This is a genomic window from Alteribacter aurantiacus DSM 18675 (assembly GCF_000429705.1).
GTDB lineage: Bacteria > Bacillota > Bacilli > Bacillales > Salisediminibacteriaceae > Alteribacter > Alteribacter aurantiacus.
The window spans coordinates 2,049,563-2,069,848 of the sequence record NZ_KE386941.1 but is presented as its reverse complement, the minus strand read 5'-3'; the positions used below and the strand labels follow the sequence as shown (position 1 = coordinate 2,069,848).

The following is a 20,286-nucleotide window of genomic DNA, read 5'->3' as shown; positions in this document are numbered from 1 at the left end:
GAGCAAAGAGGCGTTGTTTGGTACAATAGGAAAAGACACTTTGAAGCAAGGGAATGGACGCTTATGCACTGGAAAGAACTTTTGCCCATCGACCGTTACTGTGTACAAATGAAAGACAAGCTACACGATACAGACCGTGACACCTTAACCCTACTTTATCAGCCGCTAATTGGTTCTTTGGCATATAGCCTTTATCTAACCCTATGGACCGAGGCAGAATACGGGATGGGCGAGGAAAAGCAGCATCAAAGCTTAATGGTCCTTACCGGTCGACCTCTAAACGAGCTGTTTTCGGAACGTAAAAAGCTCGAAGCGATTGGACTTATGTCTACGTATCGAAAAAAAGACGTCGATGAAGCGGTCTATATTTACGATTTGAAAAAGCCTCTTACACCAGATGGTTTCTTTAGAGATGGCATGCTCAGTGTCTTTTTGTATAACCGATTGGGAAAAGAACAATATAGAAAAATCAGGAATCGTTTTACTTTAGAACGACAAGATTTGGATGGAACCGAAAATGTAACACGTTCATTCGATGATGTGTTTCAGTCCCTCCATCAATCTGAAATGATTTCCTACCAAGAAGGGCTAAATGTAGATCATCTCTCTTTTCGTGGAGAAGAAGAAAAGGGAAAGGCCTATGATCTAAAAGGAAAAGACTTTGACTTTGACCTGATGCTTGCGAATCTTCCTCCATTTATTAATAAACAGGCATTGGAAAAAGAGCCGATAAAACGAACGATTACGCAGCTCGCTTTTGTATATAAAGTAGAACCGATTGAAATGAGTAAATTCATTCAAGACACGATGATTCATGACGATCAACTTGATTCAGAAGAACTAAGAAAACTCATACAAAGACGGTATCGGATGATTTATAGTCAAGACCCACCGAGCTTGGCCTTGCGAAAACAGCCAGAGCATCTCGTGTCTCAGAAAGATACGCCAACTACTGAAGAAGAAAAAATGATTCATTATTACGAGACCACTTCTCCTATGGAATTGCTCGAAAACAGAAGTGAAGGTGCGAAAGTGCCTCCGGCTGATATGAAGATTGTAGAGAATTTAATGCTTGATTACCATCTTCAGCCAGGTGTGGTTAATGTATTAATTGACTATATTCTTATGGTCAACGACATGAAGCTAACAAAAGGATTTGCTGATAAAATTGCTGGTCAGTGGAGCCGGAAAAACATTAAAACGGTGAAACAAGCAATGGGGCTAGCGAAGCAGGAGCATAAAAACCGCAGAGAAGTAGCTGAAAAACAAAATTACGGCGGGAAGCGTCAAACCGCTGGAAAACAGGTACGAAAAGAACGGTTGCCAAAGTGGTTGGCTCAAGAAAAGGAAAACACGAAAGAAAAAGCATCGAAAAAAACAGAGAGCCAAGTGGATTTGGATCGGGAAAAAGAAGAGTTGGCCAAGCTGATGCAACAATTTGAAAAGGACAATACGTAAGGAGGGACATAGATGGATCAAATAGGGAAATCCATTCGAAAGCTAGATGGAGGCAACTTTGAAAAACGCCTTGAAGCATTGATGCAAGAAGTGCTGGAAGATAAACGAATTCAGTCTTTTCTAACGAAGCAACAAGGGTTGACTGAAAGTCAAATTGAACGACATTTAAACGATCTTTTTCAATACAAAAAGGAATGGGCAAACTGCGATGACTGTCCTGGGTTGGAAAATTGCCCGAACTTGATGCAGGGATACCAGCCTGAATTAAAAATGTATCGAGATGACATTCAACTTTCATATCAGCCTTGTCCTTTAAAAAGAAAGGCAGACGAGCGTAAAAAACAAGCTGCATTCATCAAAAGCCTTTATATTCCAAAAGAAATCGTCGCGGTTACGTTTAAGGACATTGATCAAGACAATGCTTCGAGAGTAACAGCAATAAAAAAGGCTTTCCAATTTGCTCATGCTACGAATCCGGGAGAAACGGGACAAGGGTTATACATTACCGGATCTTTTGGGGTCGGTAAAACGTATCTCATGGGTGCGGTGAGTAATGCCCTTGCGGAGAGACAAATTGAATCGATGATCATTTATACACCTGATTTTTTCCGCGAGTTGAAGCAGGGAATCTCTGATGGTAGCTATCAAGACAAGCTGGAGACCGTCAAACGAGTGCCAGTACTCATTCTCGATGATATTGGTGCTGAAACGATGAGCGCATGGGTTCGAGACGATATTCTCGGGGCATTGCTGCAATATCGAATGATGGAGAAGCTACCGACCGTCTTTACATCAAACTATGACCTTGATGATCTCGAAGCACACCTTACGTACACAAACCGCGGTGGTGTTGAGAATATTGAGGAGCTTAAAGCCAAGCGGATTATGGAGCGAATCCGTCACTTGAACGAGGAAGTAATCATGGAAGGGGACAACCGCAGAACCTTCAGCTAGCTGTGGTAGCCCTTTCTTTTTCCTGTTTATTTGAACCTTTTATATGTTACGATAGCAATAAGAGTTTACTAGGGTAACGAAAGAACATACTCTTTTATTTAGACGGTTTGTACAAAAGAAGCATTTATTTTTCACGCTGTGTTCACTAAAAGCGACTTCAGTGAACAGTGGCGACAGTTTAACACATAAGCTTTAATCAGGATGGGGGATATAGATATGAGCGTGGATCACATCTTAGAGAAAGCGCGGTCCGGTGAACGAATTTCAGTAGAAGATGCAATTGAACTGTATGAAAGCAATGAAGTTGAAAAGATTGGTGAAGTTGCAAACGAAATGATGCAAAAATGGCACCCGGAACCAATCACGACCTTTGTTATTGGCCGAAATATTAACTATACAAACTTCTGCGACACGTATTGTCGCTTCTGTGCCTTTTATCGTCCACCAGGACATGAAGATGGTTATGTCTTGGATAATGACGTTATTTTCCAAAAAATTCAAGAGACGAAAGACGTAGACGGAACGGAGATCTTGATGCAGGGGGGAACCAACCCTGACCTTCCATTTGAGTATTACACGAATCTTTTAAGAGAGATTAAGAAGCGTTTCGATATTACGATGCATTCGTTCTCACCTGCTGAGATTTGGAAGATGGTTGAAGTGTCCGGACTTTCTTTAGAGGAAGTATTAACAGAATTACATGAAGCAGGTCTTGATTCCCTACCGGGTGGTGGAGCTGAAATTCTTGATAATCGTACACGTAAACGAATCAGCCGTCTTAAAGGAACATGGGAAGAGTGGATCGAGTGTATGAAAACAGCGAAGAAGGTTGGCATGCACGGAACCGCTACAATGGTTATCGGATTCGGTGAAACGATGGAAGAGCGTGCACTTCACTTGAAGCGAGTACGTGATGCTCAAGATGAAACGGGCTGCTTCCTTGCCTTTATTCCATGGACGTTCCAACCGGATAATACAAACATGAAGGCTGAAAAAGTAACACCTGAAGAGTATCTGAAAAACTTGGCGATTTCTCGTATCTTCCTTGATAACGTACCAAACTTCCAATCCTCTTGGGTCACGATGGGGCCAGAAGTTGGTAAGAAGTCATTAACATATGGCTGTAACGATTTTGGAAGCACGATGATTGAAGAGAACGTTGTTTCAGCTGCAGGTGCTACGCACAAAGTGGATACTAACCTCATTCTTCGTCTGATCCGTGAAGCAGGAAAAACCCCTGCCCAGCGTGATACAAAGTACAACACATTACGTGTGTTTGAAGGCGACGAAAAGGCGGCCAAAGACTTTATTATGCAAAATTAATTTAGAACACATTCCGGGAGCTCATTTTGGCTCCCGGATTTTTCATGTTCCGATATAGAAGGATTCATGATGGTGAATCACGAATGAGAAGATGTGGACGAGAAAAATAGGAGGGATTCACATGATATTTAGCAACATGACTTATAATCGACCGGATGTAAAAAAGATCGAACAACAGTTCAAACAACTGTTAAAATCCTTTAAAGAGTCAGGAAGTTTTGAAGAACAAGACGAATCTTTAGCTGCGATTAACAAGTTACGAAGTGAAGTGGATACACACTGTTCATTGGTTCACATTCGTCATTCTATCGATACAAACGACTCATTTTATAAAAAAGAACAAGATTACATAGACGAAATTACTCCTATTCTTCAAGGGTATGAGTCGGATGTTTATAAAGAGTTGGTTCAAGCCACTTATCGAAGCGATCTTGAAGAAAAGTGGGGTAAGCAACTATTTATGCTTGCTGAGCTCTCCTTGAAAACCTTTGACGAAGCGGTTATCGAAGATTTGCAAAAAGAAAACAAGCTGATTACTGAATATAATCAAATTATAGCTTCAGCGAAAATTGAATTTGACGGAGAAGAACGGACATTGTCCGAGTTGACTCCTTTTGAGTTGGATAAAGATCGTAACGTACGAAAAGAAGCAGCGAACGCGAGATACGCATTCATGAGTGCGCGAGAAGATGACTTTGATCGCATTTATGACGAACTTGTGGACGTGCGAACCACGATTGCTCATAAATTAGGGTTCGAAAACTTTGTGGAATTGGGTTACGCGAGAATGAGTCGGACCGATTATGATCAAGAGATGGTAGCGAACTTTAGAAAACAAGTGGTCGATTACATCGTGCCTGTTGCAACGCGATTAAGAAAGCGGCAAGAAGAACGGATCGGTGTGGAGTCACTCCACTATTATGACGAGCCGTTCAGCTTCCGGACGGGGAATGCGAAACCTAAAGGTGATGCGGAATGGATCATCGCCAATGGTGAAAACATGTACTCAGAATTATCCCCGGAAACGAAAGAATTTTACCACTTCATGCAAGAGAATGAATTGATGGATTTATTAAGTAAAAAGGGAAAACAAGGCGGAGGGTATTGTGCTTATTTGAGTGAATACAAAGCGCCGTTCATTTTTGCCAATTTCAACGGTACATCAGGTGATATTGATGTTCTCACCCATGAAGCGGGTCATGCATTCCAAGGCTATGAAAGTAGACACTTCACTGTACCGGAATACAATTTTCCTACAATGGAGGCAGCAGAAATCCATTCCATGAGTATGGAGTTTTTTACTTGGCCGTGGATGGAGTCTTTCTTTAAAGAGGATGTAGAAAAGTACAAGTTCGATCACTTATCTTCTGGATTACTTTTCATTCCATATGGGGTAGCAGTAGACGAATTTCAACATTTTGTTTATGAAAACCCGAAAGCCACACCCGAGGATCGAAAACAGGCATGGAGAAGCATAGAGAAAAAATACTTACCACATCGCAACTATGAAAATCACAGCTACCTTGAAAACGGAGGGTTTTGGCAGAGGCAAAGCCATATCTTCCAAGTGCCTTTTTACTATATTGACTACACGTTAGCTCAAATTTGTGCGTTTCAATATTGGAGAGTCATGAACGAGGACTGGGACGGGGCTTGGGAGAGTTACTTGACCCTCTGTAAAGCAGGAGGAAGCCAATCCTTTACCTCACTCGTAAAAGAAGCGGACCTTCGCTCACCTTTCTCAGATGGCACTGTTAAAGTAGTAATCGACGACATTGAAGCCTACTTGAACAGCGTAGATGACAAAAAATTATAAACGTAGACCAGAGAGTTTATCTCAATAGAGCTGGTATGAAAAGGTTGAGACATATAGAAAGTGGTTTTAAACACTTCTGTCTCAGCCTTTTTTCTGGAGTTTTACGCACAAATAAAATGTCATGCATGGGATTTTGGAAATTTAAACTCTTATCACGTAAGAGAAGGTACCGTGAGATATTGTCCGAGCCTCCAGCAATGACGTAGGCTGGCGGGTAACCAAAAGAACAAAAACATTAAAAGTAAAAACAGATAAACATAAACTTTGGACAGCCCCATATACATGTAGTAGATGTATGCAAAGAGTTGAAGAAGCAGAGCAGGTAAACGCCACGACCCTCAACTCGATTTGCACGTTTGGGAGGGGCTGCCGTTGGTAACGATCGAATTTGAAACGAAACAACAATCCGAACGTTGTTTTGAGCAACTGTCAACGTCACTACGTACTTTTGATAAGTTGAATGATGAAGTATTCCTTTCTAAAAATGACGATGAAACGGGTGTGACCATCACGTTCAAATGTCATAATAATGAGAGGCTCACGTTGGCTTTATCTTCAATTTCAGCTGTTATGACGAATTTCACGTTAAAGCACTATCTGGCTTCTTGGCTGGAATCAGTCGTTAAACATCAGTTTTATTTTCAAGGGCCGGAAGAAATTGAAGATATTATTTCTCTTACAAGAGAGATTATGAACGGAGTACATTCAGATTTGCATGTGGATTTTGGTATGAACGAATTGCAACAGGAATTATATCTTTTGCTTCGTTCTATGATTGGAGAATCGAGACGTTTTTCGTTTGAGTCGTTCCTGCAATTTCGTTTGCGAAAACTAAAAAAAGAATTAACAGAAGCGGTAGAAGTAGCTATTGATGAGTATAAGATGGAACAAGATTATCAACTAATGGTAGAGTCATGTAGGCAATACCTCGTTCAAAAACAACCTCTTTATTCATCGGTTCATGTAGTGCTCGGTGATACGCCTGTGTCCATTTATGATACGGACGGTCAAAAGTTTACACTTCCTCATATTCTCCGCTTATTGGATGACGAAGTGTCCTTTGATGACTCTTTGCCAATTGGTGAAAGAATTATCAGCCCGTTAGTAAGCATGGCTCCTGAGCGAGTTTTCCTTTATTCTGAAGGGAAAAAAGAGGAGGGCAATGTTGTTCGTACATTGCTCGCTATATTCCAAGAACGACTTTGCTTTTGTGAGCAATCGTACTCAGAAAGTGAATGAAAACGATCGATCGTGGTAAGAATGATAAAACCTCATAATCTGCTGTTGCATTTCAGGAGACAGGTGATTATAATACGTAACATAAGGACATACGAAAACAAAAGTTACGATGAGGGCACGATCCGTTTTTACAGCTCATAAGAGAAGGAAGCCATCGGCTGAAAGCTTCCCGGGTGATGAAAAGCAGGGTTACCACCTCTGAACTTCAATAGGGAACGGTTTATGAACCTATTAACTATTGACGGGCACCCCGTTACCGATAAAATGAAGCTGATAGGAGAAGTATGCTGTCAGGAATCAGGGTGGAACCACGGGTATAGATATCACAACACTCGTCCCTTTATTGGGATGGGTGTTTTTTGTGTTCTGAAAATTAATTTCTGAATTCGGACCGCCACGGAGCCAATGTAAAGGCATATAGGCGTTATGGAACGAATCAGGCAAAAATGAAAAGGAGTGACACAAACATGGCAGAAGTAAATCAAGCTATTGTACTGGCGTTTCCAGATGGAAAAGAGAAGGAGTTTCCACAGGGAACCACAACTGAAGATGTTGCTGCTTCCATTAGCCCCGGACTTAAGAAAAAAGCCGTGGCAGGAAAACTCGATGGAAATCCAATCGACCTCAAAGCGCCAATCGATAAATCAGGAAAGATTGAAATTATTACGCTAGACAGTGAAGACGGCCTGGAAATTCTTCGACACAGCTCTGCACACATATTGGCACAAGCAGTTAAGAGGCTGTTTGATAACGTGAAACTTGGAGTTGGGCCAGTTATTGAAGGTGGTTTTTACTACGACATCGATATGGAACACACATTAACTCCAGAGGATCTTCCTAAGATCGAAAAGGAGATGAAGCGCATTGCAGATGAAAACCATGCGATCGTTCGTCAAGAAGTAACGAGAGAAGAGGCCGTTGGTCGCTATGAAGAAATCGGCGATGAGCTTAAACTAGAGCTTTTGGAAGACATTGCGGAAGGCGAAAAGATTAGTATTTACGAGCAAGGAGAGTTTTTCGACCTTTGCCGTGGTGTTCACTTGCCATCAACAGGTAAGATGAAAAAAGTGAAGCTCATGACAATCAATGGGGCTTACTGGCGCGGAGACAGCAAAAACAAAATGCTTCAACGTATTTACGGAACAGCTTTCGAGAAGCAAGCACAACTCGATGAGCACTTGAAAATGCTTGAAGAAGCAAAAGAGCGGGACCACCGCAAGCTTGGAAAAGAACTCGGTATCTTTACTGTCAATCAAAAAGTCGGTCAAGGTCTTCCTCTTTGGCTTCCTAAAGGCGCGACTATTCGCCGTACCGTTGAACGTTATATCGTAGATCTTGAAGAAAAGCTTGGTTACGATCACGTCTATACACCTATTTTAGGAAGTTCAGAGCTTTATAAAACATCCGGTCACTGGGACCACTATCAAGACGATATGTTCCCATCTATGAAAATGGATAATGAAGAGCTTGTTCTTCGTCCAATGAACTGTCCGCACCACATGATGGTCTACAAGCATCAAAAATACAGCTACCGGAACCTGCCTGTCCGTATCGCCGAGCTTGGAACGATGCACCGTCATGAAATGAGTGGGGCTCTTGCAGGACTTCAGCGTGTTCGTGCGATGACATTGAACGATGCTCACATCTTCTGTCGTCCGGATCAAATGAAAGAAGAGTTTATCCGTGTCGTAGAACTCATTCAAAACGTGTATCGTGACTTTGGCATCGACAACTACTACTTCCGCTTGTCATACCGCGATCCGGCTGACACTGAGAAGTATGTGGATAACGATGAAATGTGGGAAAAAGCGCAGGCTCTCTTGAAAGAAGCCATGGACGATATGAAAGTGGAGTATGTAGAAGCAGAAGGAGAAGCGGCATTCTACGGTCCGAAACTGGACGTTCAAGTGAAAACAGCCCTTGGAAAAGACGAAACTCTTTCTACTGTTCAACTTGACTTCCACTTACCTGAGCGCTTTGACTTAACTTATGTAGGGGACGATGGAAATGAACACCGCCCGGTCGTGATTCACCGTGGGGTCGTCTCTACTATGGAACGCTTTGTTGCTTTCTTACTTGAGGAGTACAAAGGCGCACTTCCTGTATGGTTGTCACCTGTTCAAGTACAACTTATTGGAGTGAGTGATGTCCATGACGAGTACGTTCGCAAAGTAGAAGACAAACTTCGTGCAGCTGGTGCGCGTGTTCATGTGGATGGTCGAAATGAGAAGCTCGGCTACAAAATTCGTGAAGCGCAAATGCAAAAAATTCCGTATCTCCTCGTTCTTGGAGATAAAGAAATCGAGTCAAACAGCGTAAACGTGCGCCGCTACGGACAAAAAGAAACCGAAGTTGTCGGCCTTGACGAGTTCGTAGGTCAAATTCAACAAGATATAAGTGAACGTCGTTAATTAAACAAACGCTTTTTTCAATCGTATTGTTGCTTTTTTACAAGAAAAGTTTAAAGTAGCATGGCCCAAGACTTCTGTGGCAGTGACCAGTGTTTGCTGCGTGAATGTACTTCGAGTTGCTTCGACTCAGAAACTGCGAAGCGTTACTAGCAGAGGAAGAAGCAGGATGTTTCTACCGGCTTGCCAGCACCGCCACGGAAAGCAGAGGGCCCGTATGTTTAAACTACAATTCCAGTGTTGAAGAAAGCACCTTCGAGCGTGCACGTATATATGATTCAAGCCTAAATACGTAAAAACTTGCTTTTTCAATGTGGATGCGATATGATGTCACAGGAAACAACTTAGATCATACATCAGATAAAGGATGTACCATACTTGATGTTGACATGGAAACAAAGAGTGTGATATTATTCTTTAGTGAACAAAATATGGACACAAAGCAAGCAGAAGCGCCCGCTTCTCACCTGATTGACACAAGTTGACAGGTTATCACTGATTAAACATAACCAGTAGAGGTGTGGGCGATTTTATGCGCTCATACCTTTTTTGTGTAGAGATAGTGTTGCATTGCCTTTATGTGTTCCTAACGGGAAGCATAACGGTGTTGTAGCAAGTCTTGCTTTGATCCGGATCAATTTGGAGGTGGCTCAATATTAGTAAGGATATGTTCATTAACGAAGCTATTCGTGCTCGTGAAGTACGATTGGTAGGAGCTAACGGTGATCAGATTGGTGTGAAATCAAAGAGTGAGGCGTTGGAAATGGCCCAAAACGCTAACCTTGACCTTGTAATGGTAGCACCAAACGCGAAACCACCAGTATGCCGAATCATGGATTATGGTAAGTTCCGTTACGAGCAACAGAAAAAAGAAAAAGAAGCTCGTAAGAACCAAAAAATCGTTAACTTGAAAGAAGTTCGTTTAAGCCCGAACATTGAAGAGCATGACTTCAACACGAAGTTACGTAATGCTCGCAAGTTTCTAAGTAAGGGTGACAAAGTAAAAGCAGCAATCCGTTTCCGCGGACGTGCGATTACTCACTCCGACCTTGGTAAAAAGGTGCTTGAGCAACTTGCAGAAGAGTGTAAAGACATTGCAACGATCGAGTCGAAACCAAAGATGGAAGGTCGCAGCATGTTCTTAGTGCTTGCACCAACAAACGAAAAGTAAGCTTTTGATTAAATAGAGACAGACAACACAAACGACCATTTTTTATCTGCCTGTTAAAGGGCAAACACCTACAACGACAACAAACAACAACTATCTTTCTTAACAGGGAGGACTTGCAAATGCCTAAAATGAAAACACACAGTGGCGCAGCAAAACGTTTCAAGAGAACGGGAACTGGCAAGTTGAAGCGTTCCCAAGGCTACACTAGCCACCTTGCTGCTAACAAATCAACAAAGCAAAAGCGTAAACTACGCAAAGCTGCAATGGTATCAAAAGGTGACCAAAAGCGCATCGACGCAATGTTGCCAAGATAATAACGGTTCATCGCCGTTACAGGCATTAGCCTGAACTGGATTTAACTGAAATGAACGTATTGATAGAATTATTTATTGAGGAGGGATTACGATGGCTCGAGTAAAAGGCGGATATGTAGCACGTCGTCGTCGTAAAAAAGTTTTAAAGCTAGCTAAAGGTTACCACGGTTCCAAACACCGTTTGTTTAAATCAGCACAAGGACAAGTAATGAAGTCCCTACAATATGCTTACCGTGACCGCAAACAGAAGAAACGTGACTTCCGTAAACTATGGATTACACGTATCAACGCTGCGGCTCGCATTAACGGTCTTTCTTACAACCGTTTCATGCACGGTCTTAAGCAAGCTGGTATCGAAATGAACCGTAAGATGCTTGCTGATATTGCTGTAAACGACGAGCAAGGCTTCGCAGCACTTGCTGAAAAAGCTAAAGCAAACCTTAAATAAGGTTGAGCTTGAAAACAAAAAGTCACTCTCAATTGAGAGTGGCTTTTCTGTTTAGAGGGAATAAAGTAGTTAAGAAGCTGAAAGGCGGTACTGCTCATGGTCGAAGGCGTCATTGAGTATTTTCTGTGGTATTATGTGGTTATTACTATTATTGCATTCTTTGTGATGAGACAAGATAAACGGAAGGCACAAAAAAATGGTAGACGAACATCTGAGCAGTCTCTATTTACTTGGGCAGCCTTTGGAGGAGCTCTGGGTATGTTAATTGCCTCAAAGATGTTTAGGCATAAAACGAGGAAGAAGACATTCTCCATCGGCCTACCATTGTTGGTTGCCATTCACATTGCTTTATTCGTGTTCCTTATATGGTTTACGGAAGTCTTGTTTGGATAAAGAATGGAAGCCATATGCTCCCATCATAGATTGTCTAAAGGTAACATAAGAATGAAGTAGAGTTGCGAGAGGAGGAGATACACCATGAATGATTTTGTTGAAGCCATACCCACAATCATTGAACGTGCTGGCTGGCTAGCCCCTCTGATTTTTATTCTCCTTCACCTCATCCGACCGTTTTTATTTTTACCGGTGATTGTCGTATGCATTGCCGGAGGGTATTTTTTCGGATTTTTTTACGGAAGTTTGTATTCATTGATTGGTCTTACCTTGATGAGTTTCTTCTTTTACAAAGTGGTCAACTATTTTCCACCCATTCAAAACCGCTTCTCCAAAATGAAGCAACGAATTTTTAAGAATCGACAGCTTACTCATGGGCAAGTGATGATCTTAAGAATGCTTCCATTCGTACACTTTCACTTGTTAAGTCTATACTTGATGGAAATGACGTCTTCGTTTAAAGAGTATATGAAGTACTCCTTTGGCGGACTAATTTTGCCGGCTATGTTATTCACGGCATTCGGTCAAGCGATTAGTGAAATGTCGTTAACAGGATCAATCATTACCCTCACAGCTTTAGGAATCATCTTCTACTTGATGGGACAAAGAGGGACGACCACGTATAAATGGGATAAATTCTTTACATCTCGGTCCCGTTCAAGAATGTCGGAATAATGCTATACAACCTGCTTTAAAGTTGGATAACTTTGAGGCAGGTTTTTGTTTTAGTAAAAAGACATGTAGAAGCTTAACATGGAAACGACAATAAATAAATCCACCCTTTTACAAGCTTAAAACGTAAGCAAAATTACATGCTTTTTTTCTTGGAAATGGTATGGTGATTATACAATGTTTAACTGGGGAGAGAAGAGATGAAGAAAATTGTGTTTCTTATTCTAATGGTTTTCTTGGCCTCTTGTTCCACTTCGGATGGAGAAGCGGGTCAAGAAGCGACTGAAAAGGATTGGGAAGAGGTCATTGATGACGCAACCGGAACCGAAGTCCGCCTTTACATGTGGGGTGGTGACGAAGGGATTAATGATTACATAGACAACTTTGCAGCACCAAAACTTAAAGACGCATATAACATTGAACTTAATCGAATACCAATGGATGCCCCTGATGTTTTGCAAAGGTTGCAAACAGAGCGACAAGCAGGTCAACATAATGGATCAGTGGATGTGATGTGGATAAATGGAGAGAACTTCCGTAATGCGAAAGAGCGTGACTTACTTTACGGCTCCTTTGCTCAAGAGCTACCGAATATGATTGAGTATATCGATGAAAATAGTCTTGATCACCAATTCGATTTCGGGACGGAAGTTGAGGGATACGAAGCACCGTGGGGCAAAGTACAGTTCGTGTTTGCTTATGACAGCGATCGAATTGACACGCCGCCAAAGTCGTTTGACGAATTACAAGAGTGGATCGCTGAAAACCCTGGCAAATTCACCTATCCTGAAGCGACTGATTTTACGGGAAACGCTTTTTTGAGACACTTATTGTACGCTCAATTTAATGACCCGGAAAGCCTGATCGAGCTCAGTGCGGAAGACCCTCTATTTGACGAAAAAGCGGAAGGCGTATGGTCATATTTAAGAGACATTGAAAAGGACCTCTGGAGGGAAGGTCAAACGTACCCCGCTTCTTTAACAGAGCTCGATCGTCTCTTCCAAAGAGGGGAAGTGTGGATGACGATGGGCTATAACGAGGCTAGAGTAGTCAATAAGGTCGATGAAGGAAGCTTTCCGGAAACGACGCGGACGTTTGTTCTGGAAAGTGGATCAATTGGGAACACTCACTTTTTGTCCATTCCATTTAACGCCCCCAATCCAGAAGGAGCTATGGTCGTGATTAATGAGCTCCTTTCACCTGAAGCTCAACTTGAAAAGTTGAATCCTGAAGGTTGGGGTGAAAATACTGTGCTGGACATGAGCTTATTAAACGAGGAAGACCGGGTGCTCTTCGAGGCTGTGAACAGAGGTGATTCTGTTCTTGATGCACAACTATTGAATGAGCATTTTTTGCCTGAACTTGATGCTCATGTTGTACCTTGGTTGGAGGGGAAGTGGTTTGAGAACGTGGTTTCTAACGAATAAGAGAGTGATTTTACTGTTACTTCCGGCCTTACTCATTTCCGGATTGACGGTCTATGCCATTTTACAGGGTCTTCTATTCAGTTTTCGTGATGGATGGAACCAATACTGGACAACGGATGCGTATACAAGCTTATTTTCTCACGATGCATTTTGGGACAGTGTGCGGTTCAGCCTGTTTGTAACGATGACATCTACACTACTTTCTCTTGTAGTGGGAACGGCATTGGCAAAGGTATTTTACTTGTATCTTGCCAAGTACAAATGGAAGTGGCTTGCCTGGCTGCCGATGCTTTTTCCCCACTTTGTAGCTGCTTATTTGATCATCGTGTTTTTCTCTCAAAGCGGTTGGGTGGCCTCATTTTTCTTCCAAATCGGGGTCATATCAGACCCGGGGGAATTTATGATTCTTACAAATGATCAGCGGGGTGTAGGGCTGATTTTGACTTATGTGTGGAAAGAGATTCCATTTGTTATGCTCATGATGCTTCCAGTGTATTATGAAATGAATCACCAGTTAAAAGATGCCGTTACGACGCTTGGCGGAGGAAGACTTCAAAGGTTTTTGGATGTGGAATGGAAGTATCTACAACCGACGATGCTTGAGACATTTGTGATTTTATTTGCCTTTACGATCGGTGCGTTTGAAGTTCCATACCTCATAGGTGCCACTTACCCTCACATGCTTCCAGTACTAAGTTATAACTGGTTTTACGGAGGAGACTGGGGGATGAGACCGTCAGCATTTGCATTAATGGGGATTGTCACCCTTTGTGTGATGATGATCTATTATTTTCTGGGAAGGCGGATCAAGAGACTTCGAGAGCGCATGTGGGAAGGTAGGTCAGTATGAGAGAAAAAACTGTTAAGGTCCTCTGGGTTACCATTTTTGTAGGACTTTTTGTAGCGCCGGTTATCCTACTCCTTTTGCAAAGTGTGTCGACACCTTGGCGATTCGGTATGATTCTTCCTCGTGATTTTACTTTGAGTGGCTGGATCTACGTGCTTTCTGATCAAACGTTAATGAGGGCTCTTTTAGTTACAGTAGGGATTGGAGCCGTTGTTGTCGTGTTGAACGTAGTGATTGCTATACCGGCCGCCAAAGGGTTAGCATCAAGGAACTTCAAGGGAAAAAGCATCATTGACACCTTTTTGTTCCTGCCTATTCTTGTGCCTGTATTGGGTATTGCAATGGGCCTCCATTTTACGATGATTAGACTTGGGCTAGCCGATTCGTTTACGGGAGTCGTTGTCGTGCACCTCATTCCGACTGTTCCATATTCGATTCGCATTTTCCGTGCAGCATTTGAACGAATGGGTTCTCGGTGGGAAGAACAAGGTAAGGTTCTGGGTTCTTCCCCTTGGCAAGTATTTTGGCATATCCAATTGCCTCAACTTTCTTCAAGTGTTCGAGCGGCTGTATTTTTAACGATGGTCATTTCATTGAGTCAGTATGTGTTGACAGTGATTATTGGTGGTGGACGGGTTGTGACGTTGCCAATGCTTTATTATCCTTTTGTGAGCTCGGGGAACGATACGGTACTTGCGGCCTTTTCTTTATTGTTTGCACTTGTGCCTATTGTTTTGGCAATTGGAGTTGAACTTAGTTTACGATTACTGTCGCCTTACCGGGCTCATTGGAACAGGAGAGGATAAACCGTGTCGTTTTTACATATCGAACAACTTCAAAAAAGGTATGAAGGTCAAACGATCTTTGAAGATGTGACGCTTTCCTTGAATAAGGGGGAAATACTAAGTTTGGTAGGCCCTTCTGGTACGGGAAAAAGTACATTGCTTCGCTGTTTGGCAGGTCTTGAACAGGTAACGACCGGACAGGTAAGGATTAACGGTCAGGATATGAGTAACGTAAAGGCGGAAGAGAGATCGGTTGTGCTCATGTTTCAGCACCCTCTTTTATTCCCACACATGACGGTGCTGGAGAATGTCACCTATGGTCTGCGGATTCGAGGTATGAAAAAAAAGGAACGAAACCGACTAGGTCTGACCATGCTTGAAAAGGTGGAGCTTGACGATTATGGTCATCGGTATCCCTCTGAGTGTTCAGGTGGACAGCAGCAACGGATTGCCCTTGCCCGTGCATTGATTATTAAGCCGGACCTCTTGTTATTGGACGAGCCTTTTGCAAGTCTTGATACAACGCTAAGGTTATCTTTAAGGGCTTGGATTCGGAATCTTTTAAAAGACGAAAATATGACTGCTATTTTTGTGACTCATGACCGAGATGAAGCGGCGTTTATGGGAGACAAGCTGGCGGTTTTAGGAGAGAAAACCGTTTTACAAATAGGCTCTCCAACCGATGTAATGGAACGACCTGAATCTCGCCATGTAACAAATATTATTACAGACGGTCTGAGACTTAAAGACGGTTTCGTTCCCGCGAAGAGCTTGAACCTTTTTGCTGAAGATGAATGGAGTGGCCACGAGCATGGGATCCGTGGAACGGTTGAAAGAGTATGGCACTTGCACGGTGCGACGTTTCATCATGTCTTGCTTGAGCATACGAGGACGACTGTTCATAGTCACCGAATCTTTCAGGTTGGAACCACCGTTTATCTTTCATGGGATAAAAATTCTTTTGTAACGTACCAAAGAGAAAAGGGCGATTCGAATGCTTGACACACATGCAAGAAAATACGTACAACCAATGATTGGGAAGACTGCGGACCAATTATTAAAGCTAAATCTAACTGCTAATCAGGTGACAGTGGCGGCGTTTGTTATAGGTGTTTCATCGGGGGTGTTTGTTTACTTTGGGATGCCGATTGTTGCTGTTTTGGTGTTATGGATTTCTGGTTTTTTGGACGCAGTAGACGGATCGATGGCAAGAAAAACCGAGTCCACACCTTTTGGAACAGTCATGGATGTCACATTTGATCGCCTTGTTGAGATTAGCGTTATTTTAGGTCTCGCTTTTTTATATCCAGATGTGATGTGGGCGTTATTGCTTTTGAGTGTTTCAATTATTTTCTCCATGACGGTTTTTTTAACGGTTGGAGCAGTGTCAGAAAAAAGTGGGATGAAGTCTTTTTATTATCAGGCGGGGCTCGCTGAGCGAACGGAAGGGTTTATTCTTTTTACGTTCATGATTCTTTTTCCGACCTTCCTTTTATACACGACTCTCGTGTTTTTGTTTGTAGAAATCATTACGGGAATGCAGCGAATGCTTGAGGCAAAGCAGGTGCTCTCAAACCCAAAGAAAGACGGTGGGCATAACAATGGGTGATATCGTTCTTGTTGGTGGTGGACATGCGAATCTTTCCTTTATAAAGAAACATAATCAAGATCGCCATGAAGACACCTCCTGTACTCTCGTGTCTGCTGACCGTTATCAGTATTACTCTGGGATGTTCTCGGGTTTTTTGGAAGGAATTTATTCATTAAAACAAATTCGTATTGATTTACAAGACTTTTGTAAAGATCATAACGTGAGGTTTGTGTGTGACAAAGCAGATCGCATTGACCAAGTGAACAAGCGTGTGATCGTAAGTAGCGGACAAGAAATCCCTTATGAGGTGTTGAGTGTGAATGTGGGCTCACATGTCCAAGATGACATTCCCGGGGCTCACGATCACGCTTTATCTTTAAAACCGAATTTTCACTTTCTGGAAGTGGTAGAACGTATTCGTCATTCACCGCGAACGATTATCGTAGGTGGAGGAGCTGCGGGAGTGGAGCTGATGTTTTCTCTTCATGCATGGAGAGAGAAAAACGAGTTGAACTCTAAAGAGCTAACCCTTCTTACAGGAGGAGAGGTTTTTGAAGGTGAAGCCGAATTCGCTAAACAAAAAATAAGACGTCTCTTTCAAAAGAAACAAATCAACTTGGTTGAACACGAACGAGCTGAGGAAATGACCACAAGGTTTGTGAAAACCAACAATGGTGAATATGAAGGGGAAGCCATTCTTTGGTTGGCAGGACCTAAGCCACCTCCTCTTATTCGGGATTTGGATGTGAAGAAAAGCGAAGGAGGTTTTTTACTAGTAACCGATCGAATGCAGTCCGTATCAGATCCTGCTATTTTCGGAGCGGGCGATTGTATCACGGTACAAAGCTATCCTCATCTTCCAAAGAACGGTGTATACGCAATCAGGCAAGCAAACGAGTTGTACGAAAATGTGAACCGGTATTTAAAAGGGGAGACACTTAAAACGTTTACGCCTCAAAAACGGTACTTGGCAATCCTGTCTACCGGTCATCGAGAAGGACTCCTAACATACGGGAAATTCTCCATTCATGGAAAAATACCGTGGCTAGTTAAAAATCGAATTGATGGTTCGTTTATGAAAACCCTTCGGTGTTAAGAAGACATTGAAAAACTACTGAATTTTTCCTGTGACAACAGTACTTTTTCAGTCCCTTTATCTGATTAGCAATGTCTCCACTCAATTGAGTTACAAGAAATCCACTCGTATCAAGTTTTAAATGAGGCAACCGTTACGCTCATTGCTTTGAAGGCGGGAGGGAGGCTAATATGAAACGAAAGGTTCTAATCTATGTTGGAATCGCTTTACTATTGGTTGGATTATATGTCGTCAATCAAGAGGTTTTGAATGTTAGTCCGGAGTGGCTAAGAGAGTGGATCTTATCGTTTGGCTGGTTTGCCCCGGTCGTTTACATCATTGCCTATACGTTTCGTCCTCTAATCTTATTTCCCGCATCGGTTTTATCGATAACCGGTGGACTAGCTTTCGGACCTTTATTTGGGACCCTTTACACGCTGATTGGTGCAAGTGGAAGTGCGGCTGTCGCTTTTCTTGTAGCTAGGAAGCTAGGTAAAAACATTGCCGGGAAGGAATGGAAAGGAAAAGGGGAAGTGATCCAAACACAGCTTGAAAAGCGAGGGTTCTTTTACGTGCTTGTACTAAGGCTTATTCCTCTATTTAACTTTGATCTAATCAGCTATGCGGCAGGGGTATCAAAAGTTAGGTTTTCACCCTTTCTATTTGCAACCATCATCGGTATGACCCCTGGTATCTTTGCGTTTACTTTCCTTGGATCAAGTTTTGTCGATGGTGGAGCAAGTACATGGATTCTTGCTATAGGTTTATTTTTTATTGTGATGCTCGTACCACTCTTTTTTAAAGAGAAAGTTCGTTTACTACTTGGGCTAGAGAAAAAAAAAGGGGGACGAGTAGGATGAAAAAGTATGATGTAGCTGTGATTGGTGGAGGGTCTGGAGGGCTGACAGCCGCCATTGGCTCAGTCCAATTCGGAGCAAAAGTCGCTATTATTGAAAAGGATCTTGAACCTGGTGGAGACTGCCTTCACTACGGGTGTGTACCTTCAAAAGCATATATAAAAGCAGCAAAAGAGATACATGCTGCAAGGAAAGCAGCTGAGGAGTTTGGCCTTGAGCTTTCGGGAGCAATCGACTTTTCTGTGGTCAAATCCAGAGTGAAAGAAGCCATCGCAGATATCCAGCCCCATGACAGTAGGGAGAGGCTTCGCTCGTTGGGGATAGATGAATACCGAGGCACAGCCCGGTTTCAGTCAGATCACGAGATCATCATAGATGAAGAAACAACCATTTATGCAAAACGGGTTGTCATTGCTACAGGATCCAGACCGGTTATTCCGCCTATAGAGGGAATTGAAGACGTTTCTTATTTAACAAATGAAACGATCTTTGAACAAGAAACGGTACCAGGGACGTTTGTTGTGATTGGTTCAGGACCGGTGGGAATTGAGCTCGCTCAAACCATGTCCCGTTTCGGTTCAAAGGTGACGGTGATTGACCATTCTCCTAATTTGATGGAACGTGAAGAACCAGAGATTAGAGAGATTGCGAAAGCACACTTATCGGATCAGATTCGCTTTATTTTTTCAAGCAAAGTAAAAAAAGTGAAAGAAACCGATGGGAAAACGATCCTTTACGTAGAAGGTGATAACGGTGAAACAGACCAGGTTGTCTGTGATGCCGTTCTGATTGCAGCCGGTAGAAAGCCGAATGTAGACAGTTTGGACCTCGAAAAAACAGGTGTGAAAGTGGAAGACGCTCACATACAAGTAAACAAACATATGCAGACGTCCGTGCCGACTATTTTTGCTTGCGGTGATGTGATTGGGGACTTTCCTTTTACTCACGGTGCAGGGTTGGAAGGGAAAGCGGTAGTAGCGAACGCCGTTTTCGGGATCAAGCAAGGTGTTGATTACAGCAACGCTCCTTATGTCATTTATACCGACCCTGAAGTGTTTCACTTAGGGTTAACGGAAAAAGAAGCGAGGGAGAAGTATAAAGGGGATATTTACATTTACACCACTCGAGGTGAAAATGTCGACCGCTTTGTGGCTGAACGAGACAAAGATGCTTTCCTTAAAATCATTACGAACAAAAAAGGGAACATTATAGGAGCACATGCAATCGGAACGTTAGCCGGAGATTGGATGCAGGAAGTCGTGTTTGCAAAACAGCATGGTCATAAAATCAAAGACTTCTCAAGCGTGATTCACCCTTATCCGAGTCATGGAGAAATGGTTTCAAAAGTCGCCGATCAATACTGGCAAAAGCGACTCTTTGAAGGAAAAGTGCCGAAGCTCACAAAAAAATACATCAAGTGGTTTAGGTAAAAGATAAAGGATCTGACTGAAGTGAAAGTGAGAAACTGTTCCAAGTATCATACAAAAGAAAAAGAGGTCGTCGGTATA

19 protein-coding genes and 1 other annotated feature are annotated in these 20,286 nt (G+C 42.5%); all 19 genes read left to right on the top strand.

Annotated elements, in window-relative coordinates; all coding sequences use genetic code 11:
- Positions 1-63 precede the first annotated feature (63 nt).
- Entirely contained in the window at positions 64-1,458 is a 1,395-nt protein-coding gene (locus G476_RS0113830; RefSeq protein ID WP_026690626.1) for a replication initiation and membrane attachment family protein, read from the top strand.
- A 12-nt stretch (positions 1,459-1,470) separates the two neighbouring features.
- Entirely contained in the window at positions 1,471-2,412 is a 942-nt protein-coding gene (gene dnaI, locus G476_RS0113825; protein ID WP_026690625.1) for a primosomal protein DnaI, read from the top strand.
- Between the two features lie 216 nt (positions 2,413-2,628).
- The gene (mqnC, locus tag G476_RS0113820) at positions 2,629-3,735 is read left to right on the top strand and encodes a cyclic dehypoxanthinyl futalosine synthase (RefSeq protein ID WP_026690624.1); all 1,107 of its coding nucleotides are present in this window, start codon (positions 2,629-2,631) and stop codon (positions 3,733-3,735) included.
- Between the two features lie 121 nt (positions 3,736-3,856).
- Positions 3,857-5,551 carry a M3 family oligoendopeptidase gene (locus tag G476_RS0113815; protein WP_026690623.1) on the top strand — a complete coding sequence of 565 codons (1,695 nt, stop codon included), beginning with the start codon at positions 3,857-3,859 and terminating at the stop codon, positions 5,549-5,551.
- A 372-nt stretch (positions 5,552-5,923) separates the two neighbouring features.
- Positions 5,924-6,790 carry a putative sporulation protein YtxC gene (locus tag G476_RS0113810; protein ID WP_026690622.1) on the top strand — a complete coding sequence of 289 codons (867 nt, stop codon included), beginning with the start codon at positions 5,924-5,926 and terminating at the stop codon, positions 6,788-6,790.
- Between the two features lie 467 nt (positions 6,791-7,257).
- The gene (gene thrS, locus G476_RS0113805) at positions 7,258-9,201 is read left to right on the top strand and encodes a threonine--tRNA ligase (protein ID WP_026690621.1); all 1,944 of its coding nucleotides are present in this window, start codon (positions 7,258-7,260) and stop codon (positions 9,199-9,201) included.
- Between the two features lie 435 nt (positions 9,202-9,636).
- Positions 9,637-9,754 (top strand) — a sequence feature (ribosomal protein L20 leader region).
- 111 nt (positions 9,755-9,865) lie between these two features.
- Positions 9,866-10,369, top strand: coding sequence for a translation initiation factor IF-3 (infC, locus tag G476_RS0113795; protein ID WP_026690620.1), 504 nt, complete (start codon positions 9,866-9,868; stop codon positions 10,367-10,369).
- 119 nt (positions 10,370-10,488) lie between these two features.
- On the top strand, positions 10,489-10,683 hold the full coding sequence (gene rpmI, locus G476_RS0113790) for a 50S ribosomal protein L35 (RefSeq protein WP_026690619.1): 195 nt from the start codon (positions 10,489-10,491) through the stop codon (positions 10,681-10,683).
- 91 nt (positions 10,684-10,774) lie between these two features.
- Positions 10,775-11,131, top strand: coding sequence for a 50S ribosomal protein L20 (gene rplT, locus G476_RS0113785; protein WP_026690618.1), 357 nt, complete (start codon positions 10,775-10,777; stop codon positions 11,129-11,131).
- 96 nt (positions 11,132-11,227) lie between these two features.
- On the top strand, positions 11,228-11,524 hold the full coding sequence (locus G476_RS0113780; protein WP_035186517.1) for a DUF1294 domain-containing protein: 297 nt from the start codon (positions 11,228-11,230) through the stop codon (positions 11,522-11,524).
- An 84-nt stretch (positions 11,525-11,608) separates the two neighbouring features.
- Positions 11,609-12,199, top strand: coding sequence for a TVP38/TMEM64 family protein (locus G476_RS0113775; protein WP_026690616.1), 591 nt, complete (start codon positions 11,609-11,611; stop codon positions 12,197-12,199).
- A 197-nt stretch (positions 12,200-12,396) separates the two neighbouring features.
- Positions 12,397-13,623: an ABC transporter substrate-binding protein gene (locus G476_RS0113770; protein WP_026690615.1), complete on the top strand. Its 1,227-nt coding sequence runs from the start codon at positions 12,397-12,399 to the stop codon at positions 13,621-13,623.
- Positions 13,598-14,473 carry an ABC transporter permease gene (locus tag G476_RS0113765; RefSeq protein WP_051314809.1) on the top strand — a complete coding sequence of 292 codons (876 nt, stop codon included), beginning with the start codon at positions 13,598-13,600 and terminating at the stop codon, positions 14,471-14,473. Before G476_RS0113770 ends, G476_RS0113765 begins: the two co-directional genes overlap by 26 nt.
- On the top strand, positions 14,470-15,276 hold the full coding sequence (locus G476_RS0113760; protein WP_026690613.1) for an ABC transporter permease: 807 nt from the start codon (positions 14,470-14,472) through the stop codon (positions 15,274-15,276). The genes G476_RS0113765 and G476_RS0113760 overlap by 4 nt, the downstream gene beginning before the upstream one ends.
- A gap of 3 nt (positions 15,277-15,279) precedes the next feature.
- Positions 15,280-16,257 (top strand): ABC transporter ATP-binding protein, encoded by a 978-nt coding sequence (locus tag G476_RS22055; RefSeq protein ID WP_051314808.1) that lies wholly within the window; start codon positions 15,280-15,282, stop codon positions 16,255-16,257.
- Positions 16,250-16,864 carry a CDP-alcohol phosphatidyltransferase family protein gene (locus G476_RS0113750; RefSeq protein WP_026690612.1) on the top strand — a complete coding sequence of 205 codons (615 nt, stop codon included), beginning with the start codon at positions 16,250-16,252 and terminating at the stop codon, positions 16,862-16,864. Before G476_RS22055 ends, G476_RS0113750 begins: the two co-directional genes overlap by 8 nt.
- Positions 16,857-17,942, top strand: coding sequence for an FAD-dependent oxidoreductase (locus G476_RS0113745; protein ID WP_026690611.1), 1,086 nt, complete (start codon positions 16,857-16,859; stop codon positions 17,940-17,942). Before G476_RS0113750 ends, G476_RS0113745 begins: the two co-directional genes overlap by 8 nt.
- A gap of 170 nt (positions 17,943-18,112) precedes the next feature.
- The gene (locus G476_RS22050) at positions 18,113-18,781 is read left to right on the top strand and encodes a TVP38/TMEM64 family protein (protein ID WP_035186515.1); all 669 of its coding nucleotides are present in this window, start codon (positions 18,113-18,115) and stop codon (positions 18,779-18,781) included.
- Positions 18,778-20,208, top strand: coding sequence for a dihydrolipoyl dehydrogenase family protein (locus G476_RS0113735; protein WP_026690610.1), 1,431 nt, complete (start codon positions 18,778-18,780; stop codon positions 20,206-20,208). Before G476_RS22050 ends, G476_RS0113735 begins: the two co-directional genes overlap by 4 nt.
- Positions 20,209-20,286: the final 78 nt, after the last annotated feature.